Raw genomic sequence first — 22,001 nt, 5'->3', positions numbered from 1 at the left:
CTGAATCGAGCGGCACTCAAGCCGTCATCAATCCTGCGGCCCGCACATCGGTGATGAAACTGTGCGCCGGTGCATGCGCGATGAACAAGGGCAGGGCTGCTGCCTCTGCGGCGGCCTGGGGTGTCACGCCGCAGGCCCAAAACACAGCGACTTTTCCTTTGGGCAAAGCTGGCACGGGACCGCCAAACAAAGGGTGCGCCAAATCGGCACCGATCTCGGCTGGGTCGCCAACATGAACGGGCGCGCCGTGGTTCAACGGAAAGCGCGCACTGATTTCATGGGCCAGTTGCGCGTGTTCGGGTGTGAGCCAGCGCATGGTGACGATCAAAGGTCCGCAAAAAATCCCTGCTGCTTGCGTCGGCAGTGTGGTCGTGAGCACCCAGCGATCGGTATGGGTCGGAATGCCCGATTGCTCAAAGGCCTGGTCAAAGGTGATGCCCGAACCGATCAAAAATGTGACCAAGTCGTTGCGCCACACATCCACGATATCGGTCCGATCGGCTTGCCGTTGGCCGTGGATGAACACGGCATATCGTGCGCAATCGGTGCGCAAATCCGCGCCAGGTGCCAAACGCTGCGGCTCGGTGCGACCAGGTTGCGTCACTTCCAGCACTGGGCAAGCTCGTGCATTGCGTTGGCAATACAGCCAAAAATCATCTGCGTGTGCTTTGGGCAAAATAGCCAAATTGCATTGCAAAAAACCCATCGCTTGTCCACGACTGGTCCCGGTGATCGTGGCTTGTCGAATCAGCGAGCGTACGCGTTGCGCCTCATGGGGCGCAGGCTCGGCATCGAGTTGGGGCAAACCGCTCAGGTCCATGGTGTGAATGGCGGTGGGTGGGTCATGGGACTTCACACTCATACAACTGCGCGTATCCAGAGCGGTCGGAGGTGAAGATCACCCAGCGGCCATCGGGTGAAAAACGCGGGTGCGGATGGGTGTGTTGCGGGGCATACACCTGCACGGGCCCGTGGTTGTAGGGAAAGGGCCCATTCCAATGCGTGCCGATGGATGTGGCCATCGATTGGCACAGCACGCGGCCCGTGCTGGGTTCGCCGCGTGCGGCGAAGGTGTGCAGGCCGATGTCTGGAAAGTTGGTGTCGCACACGAAGGTCTGGCCAGTGGCATCTGGAAACGCATGCCATGCGGGAAAGTGGCTGACCCACCGCCTGGCACCGGTGTGCACATGGATGGCTTGCATGCCCCGCGGCCAGTCGACAAAGGCCAACTCCAGGGTGCCGGGAATCCAGCTTTCATGGGTGATCCACTGCTGGTCGCTCTCGCGTTGGTACAAGCGCTCATGGCGGCGCCCATCGACGCTGCCAATCCACAGGCGATCGGTCATCGGCCCGGCATAAAAAATGAGCTGGGGGTCATCTGGGCAAAACTGCGGATGCCCGATGATGGTGTTGTCAAAAGCTTCGTGCGTGGTTTGCTGTTCCAAGTCGATGAACAGCATGTGCGAGCGCCCGCCGTGGCGCACTGGGATGGCCCAGGTGCGGTCGTCACCCGACAAGGTGGTGGTGCCCATGGCAGCACCCACCATGCCTTCGACCTGGTTGGGCTGCTGCTCAAAAGCTACCAGAACCTCTTCTTGCAAGGTCTCCATGTCGAGCCGATGGGCACCGCTTTGGGTGGTGAACAACAGGTGGCGGCCATCGTGCGTGGGGTGCAGTGACCAGGGGACCAGGTGGGGATGATCGGTCAACTGCAACAACTGACCGCTGGCACGCAGCTCGGCATAAATTTGCGGCTGTCCGCTGCGGTGCGACACAAAAAACGTGTAGCGCATGGCTTGGTCATGCGCTGGTACAAAAAAGAAGGGGTGGTGGTGAATGCAAGCGGCGGAGGTCACCTGGCGCACCCGCGCACCGGTGTGCGCATCGGTGTGCCAAAGCGTTTCGCTCGGGTGCAGTTGCCCCTTGCCCATGTTTACTCGGGCTTGAAGCCAGCCCCGCGCAGCAGCTCGGCGTTTTGCGCCACATCGGCCGCGATAAAGCGGGTGAACTGGTCCACGCTTTCGGTGATGCCGTCAATGCCCAGGGCGGCAAAGGCGCCGCTTTTGTTGAGTTCGTTGACCGATTCATTGATCGCGGCATTGAGCATTTGTACCCGGTCTGCAGGTGTGCCCAAAGGCGCCCAAATGCCATACCAACTGGTGTAGACCAAGCCGGGCACGCCACTCTCTGCCGCGGTGGGGATGTCTGGGGCAATGGCGCTGCGCTTGGCCGATGTGGTCACGATGGGCTTGACCTTGCCGCTTTTGGCCATGGGCAGCAAAGCGATGATGGAGTCCATCAATATTTGCGAATGCCCACCCGCAATGTCCACCAGCGCTGGGGCCGTGCCTTTGTAGGGCACGGTGGTGATTTTCAGGTTGGATTTTTGCGCCAACAGCAGGGTGGCCAAATGGCTGGGTGCGCCCATGGCGGGCAGGGCGGCGGTCCATTTGTCGGGGTTTTGCCGTGCCGAGTTGAGCACCTCGCTGAGTTTTTGCTCGGGCAAATTGGGTGAGATGACTAACAGCAGCGGTGCTTCGCCGACACGGGCCACTGGGGCGAAATCGGTCACCGGGTCGTAAGGTGCTTTGGACATCACCTGCTTGGCCAGCACATGGGTGGCGCCGGAGAACAACAAGGTCTGGCCGTCGGCAACAGCGGTTTGCACCACCTTGCCACCCACGCTGCCATTGGCGCCCGCGCGGTTTTCCACCACCACCGACACACCGAGTCGGCTTTGCATGTGTTTGGCGATCAAGCGCCCGGCGGTATCGACACCGCCACCCGGCGCAAATGGCACGATCATCTTGATCGGCCCATCTGGGAATTTGCCACTTTGCGCCCACAACGGTGCCAAGGCGCAGCCCAGCAGCAGGCCTGTCCAAAAGCGCAAATGTTGGCGCACGGGTTTGATGGTCATGGTGTTCTCCTTGGGGTGGCGGGTGGTCAGCGCATGGCGCTGTGTTCTTCAATCGACGCGATGCTGATGCCCAATGCATCGAGCAAGGCGCTCAATTCTGCGGTGGTCAATGCGTTGTCTGGCTGGGCCAAGCTTTGCAGCATATCGGACAAAGCATGGCGACCCGCATCGGCCTGGGCCAAGGCCGGGGTCAATAGGTGCACCAAGCCAGGTTGTTGGGCAAAGCGGTTGCGCAAGTGGTCCAAAATCATCGCGTCCAGGCCACCAATTTCAATGGCTGCGTCGATGCCACAGGCGCAACCGTTCATCAACGAAATGCGGCCCATGCCACAGCGCTGCCAGCGTGCGAAAAGCATGGCGGCGCGCACACATTCGCTGTGGCGATCCAGTCCATTGGCTGATCCACGGCTGGGGCGTGCATGGGCGCGCGGTGTGCGCCCTTGTTTCGCGCGTTGCGCCGCGCCCAATTGGGCCAGGGCTTGTTTCATGCCGGACCACCGACCAAGTCGTGTTGGGCAATTTCTTCTGCGGTGGGCTCCACGCCATACACATCTTTGGCTTCTTGCCAATGGATGTAGCCCATTTGCAAGTCACGCAATACCGCGCTGCGAGCGCGCTTGGCCGGTGGGCCAAAGCCGCCGCCGCCGCCCGAGTGCAGCACATAGGATTCACCGGCTTCCAAGCGCATGTTCACCTTGCCGCCGGGGAACAAGGTCAGCCTGCCGTCTTTTTTGCGCATGCCCACTTGGTTACCCAAGGCGCTGTGCCCGCCCAGCAAACCCCAGGGCGGGTGGTTGACCCGGTCGATGCGGGTTTGGTAGTTGACGCGGGTCAATGCCACCACCTCGGCTTGCGCGCCCAGGCCGCCACGGAACTGGCCCGCACCCGCCGAGCCTTCGCGCAATTGGTAGTACTTGACCAGCAAGGGAAATTTGTTTTCCACCTGTTCGCTGGGGCCGTTGTGGGTGTCGCCGTCGTTCATGCACACGGTCACGTTGACGCCGTCTTCGTTGTGTTTGGCGCCCCAGCCGCCGCCAATCAGGCCGCCCAGGTAAATCCACAATTTGCCGTCGCGCGGGTGGATGCCGTTGACGTTGGCAATGACCAAATCGGCATGGTGGCCGGCAATGGTTTTCTCGGGGATGGCTTGGGCCACGGCCTTGAAGATGGTGTCGACCACGGTCATGGGGTAGGTCATCCACACCCGCATGGCAGACGGGTGCAAGGCGCTGACCACGGTACCGGGGGGCAAGATCACCTTGAGCGGGCGAAAGTTGCCGTCGTTGATCGGGTGGTCACTGGGCATGGTCAGGCATTTGAAAGCCACTTGGGCACAAGCCACCCCCGCACCCGAGTTGAAAAAGCCTTTCACCTGGGGGCTCACGCCACTCAAGTCCACGGTCATTTCGTCATCGCTGATGGTGACCTTGACCCGGATGGGCACGGGCTGGTCGATGTCCACCGCATCGTCGTCCATGAAGGACTCGGCCTCGTAGACGCCATTGGGCATAGCGCGAACTTGGTTGCGGGCCTCGGCTTCGGTGTGGTCCATGATGGCGTCAATCGCCCATTGCCAAGCCGATTCGCCGTGGCGAGAGAGCATTTCTTCCAGGTGCTTCACCCCCACGCGGCAGGCCGACAACTGGGCTTCCAAGTCACCGGCGGCGCGGTCGCGGCGGCGCACGTTCATCAATATCAGCTCGCGCATTTCTTCGTTGAGCACGCCTTGGCGGTGGTACTTCACCAACGGAATTTGCAAGCCCTCGGCATAAATATCGGTGGTCACGCCATTCAGGATGCCGCCAATGTCTTGCCAGTGCGCCATGCAGGTGGAAAACGCAACGATCTTGCCCTGGTGAAAGATGGGGATGGAAAACGTCAGGTGGTTCAGGTGCGCGCCGGTGATGTAGGCGTCGTTGGTCAACAAAATATCACCCGGGTGGATGTTCTCCAGCCCCCAATGCGCGATCTTGGACTTGACCACATCGCTCATGCCGCGGATGAACATGGGCAGGCCCAGACCAATCGACAGCGTTTGGCCGTTTCGGTCGAACAAGCCCACGGTGAAGTCCAGCGCTTCATAAATGATCATGTTGTAGGAGGTGCGCATCAGCACCGACTTCATTTCTTCAGTGGCTGCGACCAAGCTGTTGCGCACCAACTCAACGGCCACGGGGTCGGCTTTTTTCATGGCGGCCGTGCGCTTGGCAGCGACCGCAACGACAGCTGTTTTTGGGGTTTTGGGACGGGTTTTGTTCATGGTTGACAGGCGCTCTCAGGGCTGGCGTTCGGTTTGGGCCACGTCGATGTGCAAATTACCGTGGGCATCGACATGCAGGCGGTCACCGGGTTGCAACACCGTGGTGGTGGCGTGTTCTTCAATCAGCGCGGGGCCTTCCAATCGGTTGTTGGCACGCAGTTCATCGCGGTGGTAAACCTGGGTGTTCAGCCAGCCTTCGCGCTCAAAATAAACCTGGCGCTGACCGCGCAGGGCGCTGGCAACGGGTTTGCGGGTGCCGGTGCGAATGGTCTCGAGCACGGGTTTTTTCAGCACCCCGATCACGGTGCTGCGCAGGCTGACAATTTCGGCGGGCTCGTTGGGTGAACCCCGGCCATAGCGTTCGCGGTGGGCTTCGTCGAACACCGCTTTGAGCGCATCCAGGTTTTTGCGCTTGAAGGCGGCGGCGGGGATTTCCACTGTCACCGCATGCTCTTGGCCGATGTAGCGCATGTCCAAGTGGCGTTGCACCATGATTTTGCGGGTGCCGACTTCGGCCGCGTCCAGCGTGCGCAAGCCCTCGGCCTCCAACTCGCCAAACCAGGCGTCGAGTTGGGGCAACGACAACTCGGCCAGGGTGATGAAGTGCGAGCGCACCAGGTCGCGGCGAAAGTCGGCCAGCAACATGCCAAAAGCGGAAAAATGCCCGGGCGCGCGCGGGATCACCACATGCGGGATGCGCAACTCGCGCGCCACCATGGAGGCATGCAAGGGGCCAGCGCCGCCATAGGCGAACAAATAGGGAAACGCACCGGTGTCCAGGCCCCGATCGGTGGTCACGCCTTTGACCGCGTGCGACATGGCCGCCGCAGCGATGCGCAAAATACCCGACGCGGCTTGGGTGGTGGTCATGCCCAGAGGCTCGGCAATGTGGCTTTGCATGGCGCGCTCAGCTGCGGCCAAATCGAGTTGCATCTCGCCACCCAAAAAGTGCGCTGGGTCGATGCGCCCCAGCAGCACATTGGCGTCGGTCACGGTGGGGGCTGAGCCACCCAAGCCATAACAGGCCGGGCCTGGTGCAGCGCCTGCGCTTTGTGGGCCTACACGCAACGCGCCGGTGCTGCTCAAGCTGGCCAAACTGCCCCCGCCGGTGCCGACCTCGTGGATGTCGATCATCGGGGTGAGCAAGGGCAGGCCGGTCATGTAGCCGCCAATCATCACGCTGTTGGCCACCAGGGCTTGGTGGTTGCGCACCACACCGGCTTTGGCGGTGGTGCCGCCCATGTCAAACGCGATGGCGTTTTCTATTCCCAGGGCTTGGCACAGGGCTTGGGTGCCGATCACCCCAGCGGCCGGGCCCGACTCCATCATGCGCACACAGTCTTGCCGCGCCTCGGACAAAGCATACAAACCACCGGTGGACTGCACCACCAAAAATTGACCGGGGAAATCCACCTCTTTCAAGGTGCTTTCGATTTCGCCCAAGTAGCGGTCGACGCGCGGGCCAATGTAGGCATTGGCCACCACTGTGGAGGTGCGCTCGTATTCGCGGTATTCCTGGGACAGGTCGGAGGAGATGGACACAAACGCATCGGGCAGGTGTTGGCGCAACAGCTCGCGCACCCGCCGCTCATGGGTGGGGTTGCGGTAGGCATGCAAAAACAGCACGGCCACACTTTGAATGTGCTTGGTCTTCAAGCGCTCAATCACGGCCAACACCTCGGCCTCGACCAATTCGGCATGCACCTCGCCGCTGGCCAACATGCGCTCGGTCACTTCAAAGCGCAAATCGCGCTCGACCAAGGGGGCGTGTTTGCGGTGCCGCAGGTTGAACGAGTCGGGTCGGTTGATGCGGCCAATTTCGTAGATGTCGCGAAAGCCACGGGTGGTGATCAAGGCGGTTCGGGCACCGCTGCGCTCGAGCATGGTGTTGATGGCCACGGTGGAGCCATGCAAGAACAAATGCGCCTCGGGCAAGGACACGCCGGCCTTGTCCATGCCTTGCAAGATGCCTTGCACCAGTTTTTCGGGGGTGGTGAGGGTCTTGCCCAGCAGCAAGCGGCCTTCGCGTTCGTCAAAGGCGGCAACGTCGGTGAAGGTGCCGCCAATGTCGGCGGCAACGCGCAATCGGTGTGTGGTTTTCATGCGATGGCATGCTAGGTGGGGTGGGGTATGCTGTCAATCATGGTTTTTGCAATACAGGCATCACTTTTTTGGCATACCTTGAATGAATGATTTGTCCATGATGCGGCCCGCGGCCTGGCAACTGTTTCTCGACTTGGCCAAAGAAGGCAGCCTGAGCCGTTTGGCCTTGCTTCAAGAGCGCGCCCAGCCCCAGCTCAGCCGCCAGTTGGCCGAACTCGAGGCCGCTTGTGGCACCCCCTTGTTTGTGCGCCATGCCCGAGGTTTGCAGTTGAGCGAATACGGCCAATGGGTGCTGCCCTTGGTGCGCGGGTGGCTGGCGCAAACCCAGGCCTTGCAAGATGAAATTCGCCATGGTGTGGGGGTGGCAGTGGGTGAGGTGCGCTTGGGCGTCATCCCCTCAGCGGTGGGCCCAGTGGTGATGCCCGCCTTGGCCGCGCTGCGTGTGCATCACCCCTTGGTGCGATTGACCATCACCGAAGCCTTGGACAGCCAAATGGAACACAGCTTGCAAAGTGCCCGAGTGGACTTGGCGGTGCGTTATGTGCACCCGGCCGGTTTGCGTGCCGGAGACCAGGTGTTGCAAAGCGTGGGCACTTATTTGGTGGGGCCGCCGGGTGACCCGTTGACGCGGCGCAAAACCGTTCCTTTTGCGCGTTTGCAAGGTCTGCCGCTGGTGTTGCCGTGCAAGCCCAGCGCATGGCGCGACACCCTCGACGGTTTGGCGCAGCAGCAAGGCTTTGCGCTGCAAGTGGTTTTGGAGGCCGACTCTTTGCGGGTGCAAAAAGATTCGGCGATGCAGGGCGTGGCCCATACCCTGCTCGGCCCCTTGGCCTTGGAGCCCGAGCGCCATCAAAAGCGCTTGCAAGTGGCTTTGGTGGTGGAACCCGCTTTGCCAAGGTTGATTGTGTTGACCATGCGCCCAGGTTTAACGCCCAATTTGGCGCACCGTGCAGTGGTCGATGCCATCATGGCCAGTGCCCAAGCCCAGCCCGGGCAGGCTGCCTGATCACCAGCTTTTTTGCAGACCCAAGCCCAATTGGCCGTGGGCCATTTGGATTGGCACCAGGCGCAAAGCGGTGGCCTTGCGCTGGCCGCCCTCGATCACAGTTTGCACCGATTCATAGGCCATGAACCAACCCAAGGCGGCCTGTGACGGGTAGTGGTCGTTGTCGTTCATGCGCGAAAAAGGCACTGCGAACGATGCCGCATAGCCCAGGGCTTTCAAACCGATGGATGCGCTGTTGAGTTCGGCCATGGCCAAAAACGGAATCGCTCCGACAAACGAGTGGCCGCTGACGCTGTTGTCGTCTTGTAATGGACGCCATTTGGAATCGGGCACGGCCACGCCCTCTTCGTTCGGGCGTGAGGCACCGGCCAAACGCTGCCCGATCAAGGTCGAAGGCGTGCCCACCACAATCGCGCGCAGACTCAGGTTGCCCCAGGTTTGGAGTCCGCCGTTGTCTTTGGGCAGCAGGGCTGAAATGCCCCAAGAAATCGGCAGCATGTACTTCCACTCGCCAAATTGTTTGACGCTGGTGCTGAAGCTGTCGGTGCCGCTGCTGCGCCCACCCTGGATGCTGTTTTGGATGCTTTGATCGGCATTGGTGTTGGCCACCACCGCGCCCATGCCCATCGCCACGCCCAAACGCGTCAACCGGTCGCGGGTGTAGTAGCGATCGGCATCTTTGGCCATGTCATCGAACCAGTCGCCCGACTGAACAACCTGGGCCCAGCCGGTGAAGGGCAGGGCGGACAACAAAAGGGTGGACAGCAGTTTTTTCATGGGGGATGGTGGGGTTGAACAAAAGGTGCAAGATGGTACTGGATGGGTTCACGGCAGCTTTGAAGCCAGTTCACAAAGCTGAACAAGTTGAGATCGCTTGGATGCGCGCCGCTTCGATGCGCTCGCCCACTTGGGCGCCCGTAAGGCCATCCGCTTGCGCCTGTTGGGCCACGCTGGCGGTATCGACCGCCAGGGCGGCTTGCAGCAAGGCTTGCAAGCGCTCGGCCTGGGGGTAAGGGCGGTCGTGCCAGCCCAAACGGCCCCGCGCGTCGCACAGGCAGGCTTGCAGCACTTGGGCGAAGCGCTCAGGTCGGCGCAGCGCGTCGCAGCGCACCAGCAAGCGCAAGGCGGCCGCAGCGCCCAGGGTGGCGCTGGCGTGGATGTGGCCGTGTTCGCGCGCCACCACCTCGGCCAGTTCGTGGCAGCTTTGGGGCACGTGCAGGCGCTGGGCCAGGGCATGCAGCAAGCGCACGCTGCGCTGTTCGTGCCCGATGTGCCTGGGCAAGGCATCGGCGGGGGTCAGGCCTTTGCCCAGGTCGTGGCACAGGGCGGCAAAGCGCACTTCCAGCGGGGCGTTGATGGCGGCGCTGTGGTCGAGCACCATTTCCAAGTGCACACCGGTGTCGATTTCGGGGTGGTGCTCGACCGGTTGCGGCACGCCGTACAAGCGGTCCACCTCGGGCAACAAGCGCGCCAAGGCGCCGCAGGCGCGCAGCACCTGCAACATGCGCGAGGGGCGCGCGGCCATCAAGCCTTTGGCCAGCTCTTGCCAAACGCGCTCGCGCACCAAGGCGTCCACCTCGCCCGCTTGCACCATGTCTTGCATCAAAACCAGTGTGGCGGGGGCCACGGCAAAGCTGGGCATGCGGGCCGCAAAGCGGGCCACGCGCAAGATGCGCACCGGGTCTTCGCGAAAGGCATCGGTCACATGGCGCAGCAATTGGGCTTGCAAGTCGCGCTGGCCGCCATGCGGGTCGATCAACTGGCCTTGCGCGTCTTGGGCGATGGCATTGATGGTCAGGTCGCGCCGCGCCAGGTCTTGCTCCAGCGTGACATCGGGCGCGGCATGCACCACAAAGCCTTTGTAGCCCGGCGCGGTTTTGCGCTCGGTGCGGGCCAATGCGTGTTCTTCGCGGGTGTGGGGGTGCAAAAACACGGGAAAGTCCTTGCCCACAGGGGTGAAGCCCGCCGCCACCATGGCGTCGGGCGTGCTGCCCACCACCACCCAGTCGCGGTCAGCGTCTGGGATTCCGAGCAAGGCGTCGCGCACCGCACCACCGACCAAAAAAGTTTGCATGCGGCAAATCGTAGCAGGGGGCCACAAAGCCCCATCAAGCCGGGTGGCGACTTGTTGCAAGCTGGATACCTCTTTTTTTGGGCCCAGTTGTTATTAACCGACACCACTGCCCTGAGCCCGGTGCTAACTTTGAGACCACTTTGCACAGCACCTGGGTGCGGTTGATTTTTTGAAAGATAGAGATGGTCCCCACATGTCATTGACTTTGCAAGCGTGCCAACACCTGGATGCGCAAGACCCGTTGCGGCCCTTGCGTGATTTGTTTGATATTCCCCCGGGGATGATTTACTTGGATGGCAATTCATTGGGGGCACTGCCCCGCGCCACCGCCCCCCGCTTGCAAGCAGTGGTGCAACAAGAGTGGGGTGTGGGCCTGATCCGCAGTTACAACACGGCGCAATGGTTTGAGCAACCCCACTTGCTGGGTGATCGACTGGCCCCTTGGTTGGGTGCCGGTGTGGGTGAAGTGGTGGTGACCGATACCACCTCGGTGAACCTGTACAAGGTCTTGAGCGTGGCCATGGCCATGGCTGCGCAAGACCGACCCCAGCAACGGGTATTGCTCAGTGAGCAGGGCAACTTTCCCACCGACTTGTACATGGCCGAGTCTTTGTGTGCCCAACACGGTTGGCAATTGCGCTGTGTACCTGCCGGTGAGCTGGCCCAACACCTGACGCCGGAGGTGGGTGTGCTGATGCTCACCCATGTCCATTACCGCACCGGGTCGATGTGGGACATGGCCTTGTGGAGCCAGCGGGCCCACGAGGTCGGGGCTTTGGCGGTTTGGGATTTGGCCCACAGTGCGGGCGCGGTGCCATTGGCCTTGAAAGCCGACCATGCCGATTTCGCCGTGGGTTGTGGCTACAAGTACTTGAATGGCGGGCCGGGTGCACCGGCGTTTGTGTGGGCCCACCCCGATCACCTCCACCGTGCTCAGCAACCCTTGTCGGGTTGGTGGGGGCACGCCCAACCCTTTGCATTTGTACCCAGTTATGCGCCAGCCCCAGGCATGGGGCGGTTTTTGTGTGGCTCGCAATCCGTGTTGGCCATGGCAGCCCTGGGCTGCGGATTGGCCGCATTCGAGCACAGCCTGCCCTTGGGCGGCATGGCGGCCTTGCGCCAAAAGTCGTTGGCCTTGACCGACGCCTTCATCGGATTGGTACAAACCCATTGCGCCGGCCATGGCTTGGTGTTGGAAACGCCGCTGGAGCACGCCCAGCGCGGCTCTCAGGTGAGCTTCAGCCGCCACGATGGCGCTTATGCCGTGGTGCAAGCCTTGATCGAACGCCAAGTGATCGGCGACTTTCGCGCAGGAAACCCGTCTTGGGGCGAGCCCCACATCATGCGCTTTGGCTTCACGCCCTTATATGTGGGCTTTGAAGATGTGTGGCGCGCCGTCACCGCGCTCAAGGATGTGCTGGACTCGGGCAGTTGGCGCGATCCGCGCTTTGCCATCCCCAACCCGGTGACCTGAGTGGTACCCCATGTCCCAGGCCTGAATGACCCCAGGAGGTGTTTGTGAATTGCCCTTTTTCTTCTGTCCCCATCGGCCCCCATTCCGAGCCAGCACTTGGCTTGGCGGCGGCGGACCAAGCGCACATGGACTTCAGCCAAGCCATGGCCTATGGCGATTACCTGCATCTGGGCTCCATTCTGGGAGCCCAGCACCCCTTGTCGCCCGCGCACGACGAGATGCTGTTCATCGTGCAGCACCAAACCAGCGAGTTGTGGATGAAGTTGATGCTGCACGAATTGGCAGCGGCCATTCAGTGCATTGAGAGCGACCGGCTGAGCATGGCCTTCAAAATGATGGCGCGGGTCAGCACCATCATGGCCCAGTTGGTCCACGCCTGGGATGTGTTGGCCACCATGACCCCACCAGAGTACACGGCCATACGCCCCTATTTGGCGGCATCCAGCGGCTTTCAAAGCCACCAATATCGTTGCATTGAATTTGCCATGGGCAATAAGCAAGCAGCGATGGTGCAGCCCCATGCCCACCGGCCCGAGGTGCTCAACACAGTGCAATTGGCCTTGAACGCCCCCTCGGTGTACGACCAATCTTTGCGCTTACTGGCCCGGCGAGGCTTGACCATACCGGACAGCCACTTAGCGCGTGACTGGTCCCAGGCCTATGTGGCCAGCGAAGTGGTGGAGGCAGCTTGGTTGCAGGTGTACCGCGACCCGGAAAAGCACTGGGATTTGTACCAACTGGGCGAAGAGCTGACCGACTTGGAAGACGCGTTTCGGTTGTGGCGCTTTCGCCACCTGACCACGGTGGAGCGGGTGATTGGCTTTAAACGTGGCACCGGCGGCACGGGTGGGGTGTCGTACTTGCGGCGCATGCTCGATGTGGTGTTGTTTCCCGAAATTTGGAGCCTGCGCACCCATTTGTGATCAATTTGCAAGGGGTCTTGGGCTGAACCAGGGTCGATTCCCTTGACTGTGCGACTGGTATGGTCTTTCACTAAACTGCGCCCTCGGATCAAACCAAAACCCCCACAACAAGGAGCGAACACATGCGTCAGGTTGGAAAACACTTTTGGGCGACTGCCCTGCTGGGCTTGAGCCTGGCCTTCAACGCCTTGGCCCAAACCATGGGCGACGATCAATACAAGCCCACCGTGGGCCAATCGGGCAAAGACGTGGTCTGGGTGCCCACCCCCGACCAATTGATCGACAAAATGCTGCGCACCGCGCAAGTGACCGACAAAGATTTGGTCTATGACTTGGGTGCCGGTGACGGCAAGATTGCCATCGCCGCCGCCCTCAACCACGGTGCGCGTGCCGTTGGCATTGAATTCAACCCCGAGATGGCGGCCTTGGCCCAGCGCAATTTGGAACGCGCGGGTCTCAAAGACAAGGTGCGCATCATCCGCGGTGATATTTTTGTGGAAGACTTTTCATCGGCCACCGTCGTCACCTTGTACCTGCTGCCGCAACTCAATTTGCGCCTCAAGCCCATTTTGCAAAAAATGAAGCCGGGCACCCGGGTGGTGTCGAATTCCTTCAACATGGACGATTGGACCCCTGACGAAAACATCGACAGTGATCGGGGACGTGGCTATTTTTGGATCATTCCGGCGCGCATCGAAGGCCAGTGGTCGGTGCAATTGGGCGGTCAAACCGGGCAATTGCGTTTGGAGCAAAAAGACCAAATGTTCAACGGCAGCCTGAATGTGCAGGGCACCAGCTACAAAGTGGAAAAAGGGCGTTTGCGCGGCACGGAGTTCAGCTTTGAATACCAACGCGGCGACGGCAGCGTGGCCAAGGTCACCGGCACGGTGGATGCGGGCCGTTTGCAAGCCCAGCAACAAGTGCTCAGTGCGTCTGTGCCTTTGACAGCGCAAAAACAGTGAAGCAAAGCGGCCCGGGCACGCGCCCGGGACCGCTCAATCGGACTTGATTTGTTTTTCGCGCCAGTGCAGCAAGCCCAAAGCCAGCACCCCACTGAGCAATAAAAACAGCGCCACATGGATGGCGTTTTGGCTGATGGCATAACCAATGCTGGAATAGGTCAGGTAGGCGCAGGCCAGGCAAAAAACAGCCGGGGTCAGGGGGTACAGGGGCACCTTGAACGGACGTGGCGTTTGCGGGTCGCGCCATCGCAGCCAAAACAGGGACAAACCCACCAGGCACAAAAAGCCCCAAAACACCGGTGCGGTGAATTCCACCATGGCTGAAAAGCCGTCAGCCTCTTGGGTGCCCAAAGCGATCAAGGCCATGCTGATGACCGCTTGGAACAAATAGGCCCGGGTCGGGCTGCCGGTTTGACTTTGCCATTGGCCCAGTGCACCCAAGCTGCGCCAATCGCGCCCCAGCGCAAAACTGGTGCGTGCCCCCACCACCATGGTGGCGTTGATGCTGGTCAAGGCGGCAATGGCGACAAACAGGCCCAAGGCCTTTTGCGCCCAGGGGCCAAACGCCAGCCCCAACAAATCAGCGGCAGCGGTCTTGCTATCGGCCAGCCCCTTCAGGCCCAGGCCATGCAGCAAGGCGAGGTTGACCAAGAGGTATATCAGCGTCAGCAACAACATGCTGATGACAATCACGCGCACCATGGTGCGGCTGCCGCCTTTGAGCTCTGCGGACACATAGGCGGCTTCGTTCCAACCGCCAAAGGTGAGCAGGACAAACACCAGGCACAGCCCCATCATGGCCATGGGCGGGGTGCTGGAAAAGGCCGCTGGCGCGCTGGGGGTGGCGGAATCCAGAGCGAAACCGGCCACCACGACAGCGACCAAGCCCAGCACTTCAAAAGCCGTCAGCACCATTTGCACCCGGGCCGATGCATTCACCCCCAAAATATTGATGGCGGTCAGGGCCAACACAATGGTGAAAGCCCAATAGGCATTGCCGTTTTCTCCCCACGACCATACCTGGCTGAAATAGTCGCCAAACACAAAGGCCAGCAATGCGATGGAGCCGGTGTTGATCACGGTGGCGCGTGCCCATGCGTACAAAAACGACACATGGCGGCCAAAAGCTCGGTGCAAAAAGTGATAGTCGCCGCCCGCATGCGGGTAGGCGGTGCACAGTTCGGCATAACACAGTGCCCCCATCAAAGAGACCAGCGCGCCGACCAGCCAAATGGCAATCACCCAACCCACATCGCCAGCGATGCCGGCCACCATGGACGGTGTTTTGAAGATGCCAGCACCAATGACAATGCCCACGATCAGGGCCACTGCGCCCAAGGGGTTGAGCAGGTGTTGGGGTTGGGCGTGGGTATCGGTGGTTTGGCTCATCGGGGTCTCGCTGGGGTGCGGCGCACGCGCACCAGTGGGCTTTTAGCGGCGAACAGCTTCAATGGCCAGTTGACCGCCTTGCAGGCTGCTCACGCCATTGAACTGGTTGCCATTGACTTGGGCGCTCACACTGCGCAATTGCTGGTCGGCCCCCATGTACTGGAAGGCAATCTTGTCGCCGCGCAATTGCGCGCCCAGCAAGGGGGTTTTGCGCCCGCGCTCGGTGATGCTGCCGCCAATGCGTTGAAAGCTTTGCTCGATGTCCAACTGCACCTGGGCTTTGCTGTCGACTTCTTGCAGTGTCCACCTGCCTTGGACATCGCTGGGCACCACCCACATGAAGGCATGGGCGTATTCATGGCTGACTTTTTCGTCGGCTTCCCATTCATTCATGTCAAAAGCATGCGAGACGATGCGCGTACCTGGCTTCATTTTGAGCAAGGTGGGCCGCAGCTTTAAATTCAGGTGCGGCAACAAGTACATGGTGACCACGGTCGCCTCATCAAACTTTTCCACAAAAATGTCCCCTTGTCGGATGCTGACCTTGTCGGCCACACCGGCGGCGCGCACATTGTTTTGCGCATGTACGGCCATTTGGGGGTTGTATTCAATGCCATAAGCACGGGCACCAAACTGTTTGGCGGCGGTGATTGCAATGATGCCGTCGCCCGCGCCCAAGTCGTAAACGATGTCTTGGCTCGAGACCTTGGCCATGGTGAGCATGCGCTTGACCAACTCGGGCGAGGTGGGAATCCAAATCACATCTTTGCCGCTCTGCCCGCGCTGGGGTTGGTAGTCAGCACCTTGGGGCGTGGCACAGCCCATCAACAGGCCCAGGGTCAGGGCAGCAGTGGCAGCGAAGCCGCGGTAGAGAAGAGGTTTCATGTCTTATAAAAATGGAAGTCAAGGAAAAATGCGGGGCTCATTCAGCGCGCAAGCCGGTTGCATGGGGGTGGGTCAAAGGGTCAATTGGCTTGGGCACCTGAGCTTTTCACCACGGCCGCCCATTTGGGCACCTCGGCGCGCAAAAAAGTGCCAAATTCAGCGCTGGTGTTGCGGGTGGATGCCAGCCCCAGTTGGGTGAATTTTTCGGTGACCTCGGGTGACTCCATGGCCCGGTTCAACGCGGCATTGAAGCGCTCGATCACGGCGGGCGGCGTGCCCATGGGGGCCATGAAGCCAAACCAGGTGTAGTCGTCAAACTCTTTGTAGCCAAACTCGGTGATCGAGGGCACATCGGGCAGCAGGGGCGAGCGGGTGGCGCTGGTCACGGCCAGGGCTTTGAGTTTGCCCGCCTTGATTTGCGGTACAGCCGGCGGCATGGAGGTGGAGGCCATGGGGGTGTGCCCCGCCACCACGGCATTGATGGCTGCAGCTGGTTGGTAAGGCACGTGGGTGATGTCCACTTTGGCTGAGGTTTTCAACCGCTCCATGGACAAATGGGTGGTGGTGCCAATGCCCGATGAGGCGTAGCTCATGGGGGTTTTCTTGGCCGCTTCGACCAACTCGGGCAGGGTTTTGGCGGCCACACTGGGGTTGACGGTGATGATGTTGGGCGTTTTGGGCCCCAGGGCCAAGGGCACAAAATCTTTCAAGGCGTCGTAGCCGGCATCGGCATACAGCGACGGGTTGACGGCAAAGGCCACGCTGTGCACCAACACCGTGTAGCCATCGGGCGCCGCGCGTTTGACTTGGGTTGAAGCGATGTTGCCACCCGCGCCGCCTTTGTTCTCAATGATGAAGTTGCCACCGGTGAGCTCGCCCAGCTTTTGGGCCAAGGCTCTGGCCACGGTGTCGGTGGACGAGCCTGCTGCGAAGGCCACCACCATGGTCACCGGCTTGGCTTTGGGCCAATCGGGTGTTTGGGCGAACAGCGATGTGGCGCACAGGCCAGCCAGTGCCAACAAACCATAGCGACGGTGAATGCGTGTCATGGGGAGTTCCGATGTGGGTGAAGACTAGCCGCGGATTATGACGGCCAGCAATGGCGCAAAGCGACCCGGCAAGCGCCAACGGGGCTGGGTGAAACCCTTGGTTTTGCCAGACCCGCCAGGCGCATGAGGAGGCAGCATGCATCCTCAGCCTGTGGGCGTTTTGCCTTTGTGCTCGGGGTGGCGCAAAAAATCAAAATCCACGCCTTGGTCGGCTTGGGTCACATGTTTTAAAAACATCTGCCGGTAGCCGCGTGCGGCGCTGGGCGGGGTGACCGGTTGGGCTTGGCGACGCCGCTGCAACTCTTCATCGGACACCAACCAATCCAAGCGGCGCTGTGCCACGCTGAGCCGGATGCGGTCGCCGGTGCGCACATGGGCCAAGGGGCCGTCCATTGCCGACTCGGGCGTGACATGCAGCACGATGGTGCCAAAGGCGGTGCCGCTCATGCGCCCATCGGAGATGCGCACCATGTCCTTGACACCGGCGCGGGCGAGTTTTTGCGGGATGGGCATGTAGCCGGCCTCGGGCATGCCGGGTGCACCTTTGGGGCCGATGTTTTTCAGCACCAAGATGTCATCGGCATGCACATCCAAATCGTCGCGGTCGATGCGCAAGGCCAGGTCTTCACTGTTTTCAAACACCACGGCACGGCCTTCGTGCTCCATCAAACCGGGGTCGGCGGCTGATTGTTTGATGATCGCGCCGCCGGGTGCCAAATTGCCTTGCAGCACGGCGATGCCGCCTTGAGGGTAAATGGGTTGATCCATGGGGCGCACCACGTTTTGCACATGCGGCGGGCCAGCGGCTTCAATGTTCTCTCCCAGGGTGCGGCCATTGACGGTGAGTGCACTCAGTTTGAGCAAGGGCTTGAGTTGGTGCAACAAGGTGGCCATGCCGCCGGCGTGGTGGAAGTCCTCCATGTAGTGTTGCCCCGAGGGCTTGAGGTCGAGCAACACCGGGGTGTCGCGCCCCATGCGGTCCAAGGCGGCCAGGTCCAGGTCCAAGCCCACGCGACCGGCCAAAGCGGCCAGATGCACGATGCCATTGGTCGACCCGCCAATCGCCAGCAAGACGCGCCAAGCATTTTCAAAGGCATCGGGCGTCAGGATGCGTTCAATGGTCAGGCCATCGATGGCCATTTGCACCGCACGCGCGCCGGTTTCTTCGGCGATGCGCATGCGCTCAGCGGTCACGGCGGGTGGTGAGGCTCCACCAGGGACGGTCATGCCCAGCGCCTCGGCAATGCAGGCCATGGTGCTGGCGGTGCCCATCACCGAGCAGGTGCCCACGCTGGGTACCAGCTCTTGGTTGACTTCGTCCTTTTCTGCGCTGTCGATGGTGTTGGCGCGAAATTGCGCCCAGTAGCGGCGGCAATCGGTGCAGGCACCCACGCGCGTGCCCCGGTGCGAGCCGGTCAGCATCGAGCCGGTGATCAATTGAATGGCCGGAAGGCCGGCAGAGGCTGCGCCCATCAATTGCGCGGGCACGGTTTTGTCGCAACCGCCAATCAGCACCACCGCGTCCATCGGTTGGGCGCGGATCAGTTCTTCGGTCTCCATGGCCATCATGTTGCGCAAATACATGCTGGTGGGGGCGGCAAAACTCTCGTGGATGGACATGGTGGGAAAGTCCATCGGCAAACCCCCAGCGAGCATCACGCCGCGTTTGACCGCCTCGATCAATTGCGGGGCATTGCCATGGCAGGGGTTGTAGGCGCTGCCGGTGTTGGCAATCCCAATCACCGGCCGATCCAAGGCGCTGTCGGTGTATCCCGCCCCCTTGATGAAGGCTTTGCGCAAAAACAATGAAAAGCCTTTGTCGCCGTAAGACGTGAGGCCTTTGTGCAGGCCTGAATCGCTGGGGTTGAGGGGAAGTGTGGGCTTGGGAGTGGTCATGGCCAGGTGGGTGTGGGGTGCAATGCAAGGCAAGGGTGTCCCCATAATAGACAAAGCCGCTGGCGGGCCCTGTGCCCCGGTTGTGATGACATCTGGCACCATTGGCGTCAAAAAAGTTTCACATCGCAGACACAGGGCTGTCATGCGGCACCCAGACACTTCCCGGCATGCAACCAATGGAGCGTTCATGTCAGTCGGGTCTGTAGAGTTCACACACACCATCACACCCGCATGGGGGCCAGGAGAATCGGTCACCCACCGGGGTCCACAACCCGCCTCCCCGACGCCCGCATCCCCAGCCCCTGCCAAGGTCACCATCCAATGGGCGAAGCACTTGGACGAGGTGCGCGAAGCCCAGCGTTTGCGCTATCAGGTGTTTGCCAACGAATGGGGCGCGCACATTGCCAGTGCCCTGCCCGGACACGACATCGACGTCTTCGACGACTATTGCGAACACCTGCTGGTGCGCGCTGGCGTGGATGGTCCTGTCGTGGGCACCTACCGGGTGCTTGTGCCGGCCCAAGCCGCGCGCATGGGCGGCACCTACACCGATACCGAATTTGATTTGGTGCGCTTGCGCAGCTTGCGCCCTGGCATGGTGGAGTTTGGCCGCAGTTGTGTGCACCCAGAGCACCGCCAAGGCCCGGTGATCATGGCTTTGTGGGGTGCGTTGATCGCCTTCATGCAGCAAAACCATTTTGAAACCATGCTCGGCTGCGCCAGCATCCCGATGCTGCACAACGGCGTGGTCAACACCCCGGTGGCCGCCAGTGTGTGGGCGCAATTGAGGGCATCGCATTTGGCCCCCATCGAATACCGTGTCAGCCCGCGCTTTGCCCTGCCACTGCAAGACGCCCAAGCCGATTTGGCGGTCGAGCCTCCGCCATTGATCCGTGGCTATCTGCGCTTGGGGGCGAAATTATTGGGCCCACCGGCTTGGGATCAGGACTTCCACAGTGCTGATTTGCCCATGATGCTGTGGCTCAAAGACATCCCCGAAAAATACCGTCGCCACTTTTTGAGAAACTGATGCATTACCGCGCCGTATTCATCTCTGACATCCACTTGGGGACAGCGGGGTGCCAAGCACAAGCGCTGTTGGATTTTTTGAAATCGCATGAAAGCGATTACCTCTATCTGATTGGCGACATCGTTGACGGCTGGCAGCTCAGGCGCAATTGGTATTGGCCGCAGGCCCACAACGATGTGGTGCAAAAGTTATTGCGCCGGGTGCGCAAAGGCTGCCATGTGCTGTACATCCCCGGCAACCATGACGAGTTCGCCCGCGAGTTCACCAGCCAACACTTTGGCGGCATTGAGGTGATGGAAGAGGGCTCGCACACCTTGCTCGACGGCCGAAAGCTGTGGCTGACCCATGGCGATTATTTTGATGCGGTGGTGCAGTACGCCAAGTGGCTGGCTTATGTGGGCGACTATTTGTACGAATTCACCTTGCGCATGAATCGGCACTTCAACCGCATCCGGGCCAAGTTGGGGCTGCGCTACTGGTCGCTCTCGGCATTCTTGAAGCACAAGGTCAAAAAGGCCTTGAGTTATGTGTCTGACTTTGAAAAGGCCGTGGCCCACGAAGCCGCCCGGCGTGGCTACCAGGGGGTGGTGTGCGGCCACATCCACAAAGCAGAAATGCGCACCATCGATGGCATCTTGTATTGCAACGATGGCGACTGGGTCGAAAGCCGAACGGCCCTGGTGGAGCACATGGACGGGCGTTTGGAGCTGATCTACTGGGATCAGCTGATGGACAAAAGCTTTGTCCACGCCTCTGCCATGCAAGCCGCGTGACGCCATCGCGCTGACCATGAGCCCAGGCTTTCATCGCCTCATGGGCGCCCAAGGCTTGGCCGGTTTGGCCGACAACGCCTTGCTCCTGGTGGTGATTGCCATGCTCATCGAGCAGTCCAAAGCGGCCCACTGGATCCCGTTGTTGAAGCTGGGCTTCACCCTGTCTTATGTGTTGCTCGGGCCCTGGGTGGGCCGCTTGGCAGATGCCTGGCACAAGCCCCGCGTCATGCAATGGGCCAATGCCCTCAAGTTGATGGCGGTCTTGTCCATCTTGCTGGGGCTGGATGTGATGCTGGCCTATGTGTGGGTGGGCTTGGGGGCGGCGCTGTATTCGCCCGCCAAATATGGCTGGATCACCGAGGTGGAGCCGCCACACCGGCTGGTGCGTGCCAATGCTTGGATTGAAGTCAGCACCGTCAGCGCAGCGGTGTTTGGCGTGGCTTTGGGGGGGGTGTTGATCAGTGATGCCTGGACAGCATCAGAGGTGGCCCAAGCCGTCAACGCATGGGCCTGGTGGGACAGCCGATACGGTGTGTCGGTGCTGTTGATCGTGGGCATGTATGCCTCGGTGGCCTGGATCCAGCGCGGCATCCCGCACAGCGGTGTGCCGTGCCAGTCGCGGGGTTGGCATTTGGGCCGAGTATGGCAAGACTTTTGGGTCGATCAAAAAACCCTGTGGTCCGACCCCTTGGGCCAAACCAGTTTGGCCGTGACCACTTTGTTTTGGGGTGTGGGCGCCACCATGCAGTTGTTGGTGCTGTTGTGGTGCCAGCAGGTGTTGGGCTTGGGCTTGGACCAAGGCGCTTATTTGCAAGCGTGTACGGCCGTGGGTGTGGTGCTGGGCGCTTGGTTGGCCGGTCGCTGGGTGCCCTTGCACCAGGCCCCGCGGGTGTTGGTGTTGGGTGTGGTGTTGGGCCTGATGTTGCCGCTCATGAACGGGGTCCAAGCTTGGCCTTTGGCCCTGGTGGTGATGCTGGTGGTGGGCGTCATCAGCGGATTGTTTGTGGTGCCCATGAATGCCTTGTTGCAACACCGGGGCATCCGCTTGCTCAGTGCAGGCCGATCAATCGCGGTGCAAAACGTCAACGAGAACGCCAGTGTGGTGACCATGATGGGCGTCTACAGCGCCCTGCTGTATTGGCAATGCCCGTTTGAAACCATCACCTGGGTGTTGGGGGGCTTCATCGCCACCTGCATGAGCTTGGTGTGTGGGCTGCACGCACGCCGCATGCGGCGTGCGCCAGCCCACTGAGCTCG

19 protein-coding genes are annotated in these 22,001 nt (G+C 61.0%); 7 read left to right on the top strand and 12 right to left on the bottom strand.

Annotation, left to right across the window (positions count from 1 at the left end; all coding sequences use genetic code 11):
• Positions 1-16 precede the first annotated feature (16 nt).
• From AC8GFZ_RS07260 to AC8GFZ_RS07235, 6 genes are read right to left on the bottom strand one after another with little or no spacing between them, the layout of a single operon-like run.
• A complete protein-coding gene (locus tag AC8GFZ_RS07260; RefSeq protein ID WP_506643798.1) occupies positions 17-862 on the bottom strand; it encodes a D-glutamate cyclase family protein in 846 nt (281 codons plus the stop codon).
• Positions 843-1,931 carry a beta-propeller domain-containing protein gene (locus AC8GFZ_RS07255; RefSeq protein ID WP_506643796.1) on the bottom strand — a complete coding sequence of 363 codons (1,089 nt, stop codon included), beginning with the start codon at positions 1,929-1,931 and terminating at the stop codon, positions 843-845. The genes AC8GFZ_RS07260 and AC8GFZ_RS07255 overlap by 20 nt, the downstream gene beginning before the upstream one ends.
• A 2-nt stretch (positions 1,932-1,933) precedes the next feature.
• Positions 1,934-2,920 carry a Bug family tripartite tricarboxylate transporter substrate binding protein gene (locus tag AC8GFZ_RS07250; RefSeq protein ID WP_506643794.1) on the bottom strand — a complete coding sequence of 329 codons (987 nt, stop codon included), beginning with the start codon at positions 2,918-2,920 and terminating at the stop codon, positions 1,934-1,936.
• 26 nt (positions 2,921-2,946) lie between these two features.
• Complete coding sequence (locus AC8GFZ_RS07245) at positions 2,947-3,408, bottom strand: hypothetical protein (RefSeq protein ID WP_506643793.1); 462 nt, start codon at positions 3,406-3,408, stop codon at positions 2,947-2,949.
• On the bottom strand, positions 3,405-5,180 hold the full coding sequence (locus AC8GFZ_RS07240) for a hydantoinase B/oxoprolinase family protein (RefSeq protein ID WP_506643791.1): 1,776 nt from the start codon (positions 5,178-5,180) through the stop codon (positions 3,405-3,407). The genes AC8GFZ_RS07245 and AC8GFZ_RS07240 overlap by 4 nt, the downstream gene beginning before the upstream one ends.
• A 15-nt stretch (positions 5,181-5,195) precedes the next feature.
• A complete protein-coding gene (locus AC8GFZ_RS07235) occupies positions 5,196-7,283 on the bottom strand; it encodes a hydantoinase/oxoprolinase family protein (protein WP_506643789.1) in 2,088 nt (695 codons plus the stop codon).
• A gap of 82 nt (positions 7,284-7,365) precedes the next feature.
• On the opposite strand from AC8GFZ_RS07235, the gene AC8GFZ_RS07230 reads away from it, so the two are divergent.
• Positions 7,366-8,289, top strand: coding sequence for a LysR family transcriptional regulator (locus tag AC8GFZ_RS07230; protein WP_506643787.1), 924 nt, complete (start codon positions 7,366-7,368; stop codon positions 8,287-8,289).
• Here the strand turns inward: AC8GFZ_RS07230 and AC8GFZ_RS07225 are convergent, their stop codons facing one another.
• Together AC8GFZ_RS07225 and AC8GFZ_RS07220 are read right to left on the bottom strand one after the other, a co-directional pair.
• On the bottom strand, positions 8,290-9,066 hold the full coding sequence (locus tag AC8GFZ_RS07225; protein WP_506643785.1) for a phosphatase PAP2 family protein: 777 nt from the start codon (positions 9,064-9,066) through the stop codon (positions 8,290-8,292).
• 70 nt (positions 9,067-9,136) lie between these two features.
• Positions 9,137-10,363 carry a multifunctional CCA addition/repair protein gene (locus AC8GFZ_RS07220; protein ID WP_506643783.1) on the bottom strand — a complete coding sequence of 409 codons (1,227 nt, stop codon included), beginning with the start codon at positions 10,361-10,363 and terminating at the stop codon, positions 9,137-9,139.
• Between the two features lie 193 nt (positions 10,364-10,556).
• Between AC8GFZ_RS07220 and kynU the strand changes: the two genes are divergently transcribed.
• The 3 genes from kynU (at position 10,557) to AC8GFZ_RS07205 (ending at position 13,722) form a co-directional block, all read left to right on the top strand.
• Positions 10,557-11,837, top strand: coding sequence for a kynureninase (gene kynU, locus AC8GFZ_RS07215; protein WP_506643781.1), 1,281 nt, complete (start codon positions 10,557-10,559; stop codon positions 11,835-11,837).
• A gap of 125 nt (positions 11,838-11,962) precedes the next feature.
• A complete protein-coding gene (gene kynA, locus AC8GFZ_RS07210; protein ID WP_506644260.1) occupies positions 11,963-12,760 on the top strand; it encodes a tryptophan 2,3-dioxygenase in 798 nt (265 codons plus the stop codon).
• A 122-nt stretch (positions 12,761-12,882) separates the two neighbouring features.
• Complete coding sequence (locus AC8GFZ_RS07205; protein WP_506643779.1) at positions 12,883-13,722, top strand: SAM-dependent methyltransferase; 840 nt, start codon at positions 12,883-12,885, stop codon at positions 13,720-13,722.
• A gap of 33 nt (positions 13,723-13,755) precedes the next feature.
• Here AC8GFZ_RS07205 and AC8GFZ_RS07200 read toward each other — a convergent pair whose 3' ends face one another.
• From AC8GFZ_RS07200 to AC8GFZ_RS07185, 4 genes are all read right to left on the bottom strand, one after another.
• Positions 13,756-15,111 carry an APC family permease gene (locus AC8GFZ_RS07200; protein ID WP_506643777.1) on the bottom strand — a complete coding sequence of 452 codons (1,356 nt, stop codon included), beginning with the start codon at positions 15,109-15,111 and terminating at the stop codon, positions 13,756-13,758.
• Between the two features lie 42 nt (positions 15,112-15,153).
• The gene (locus AC8GFZ_RS07195) at positions 15,154-15,996 is read right to left on the bottom strand and encodes an SAM-dependent methyltransferase (RefSeq protein WP_506643775.1); all 843 of its coding nucleotides are present in this window, start codon (positions 15,994-15,996) and stop codon (positions 15,154-15,156) included.
• 80 nt (positions 15,997-16,076) lie between these two features.
• The gene (locus AC8GFZ_RS07190; protein WP_506643773.1) at positions 16,077-17,045 is read right to left on the bottom strand and encodes a Bug family tripartite tricarboxylate transporter substrate binding protein; all 969 of its coding nucleotides are present in this window, start codon (positions 17,043-17,045) and stop codon (positions 16,077-16,079) included.
• A gap of 144 nt (positions 17,046-17,189) precedes the next feature.
• Positions 17,190-18,941: an IlvD/Edd family dehydratase gene (locus tag AC8GFZ_RS07185; protein WP_506643771.1), complete on the bottom strand. Its 1,752-nt coding sequence runs from the start codon at positions 18,939-18,941 to the stop codon at positions 17,190-17,192.
• Between the two features lie 187 nt (positions 18,942-19,128).
• On the opposite strand from AC8GFZ_RS07185, the gene AC8GFZ_RS07180 reads away from it, so the two are divergent.
• The 3 genes from AC8GFZ_RS07180 to lplT are packed head-to-tail and all read left to right on the top strand — an operon-like array spanning position 19,129 to position 21,996.
• On the top strand, positions 19,129-19,971 hold the full coding sequence (locus tag AC8GFZ_RS07180; RefSeq protein ID WP_506643769.1) for a GNAT family N-acetyltransferase: 843 nt from the start codon (positions 19,129-19,131) through the stop codon (positions 19,969-19,971).
• Positions 19,920-20,744 carry a UDP-2,3-diacylglucosamine diphosphatase gene (locus AC8GFZ_RS07175; protein WP_506643767.1) on the top strand — a complete coding sequence of 275 codons (825 nt, stop codon included), beginning with the start codon at positions 19,920-19,922 and terminating at the stop codon, positions 20,742-20,744. The genes AC8GFZ_RS07180 and AC8GFZ_RS07175 overlap by 52 nt, the downstream gene beginning before the upstream one ends.
• 16 nt (positions 20,745-20,760) lie before the next feature.
• Positions 20,761-21,996 (top strand): lysophospholipid transporter LplT, encoded by a 1,236-nt coding sequence (gene lplT / locus AC8GFZ_RS07170; protein WP_506643765.1) that lies wholly within the window; start codon positions 20,761-20,763, stop codon positions 21,994-21,996.
• Positions 21,997-22,001: the final 5 nt, after the last annotated feature.

Source organism: Limnohabitans rimovensis (SeqCode), from assembly GCF_965234775.1.
GTDB lineage: Bacteria > Pseudomonadota > Gammaproteobacteria > Burkholderiales > Burkholderiaceae_C > Limnohabitans > Limnohabitans rimovensis.
Note: the sequence above shows the minus strand (reverse complement) of the source record. Positions and strands in the feature narration are given on the sequence as shown.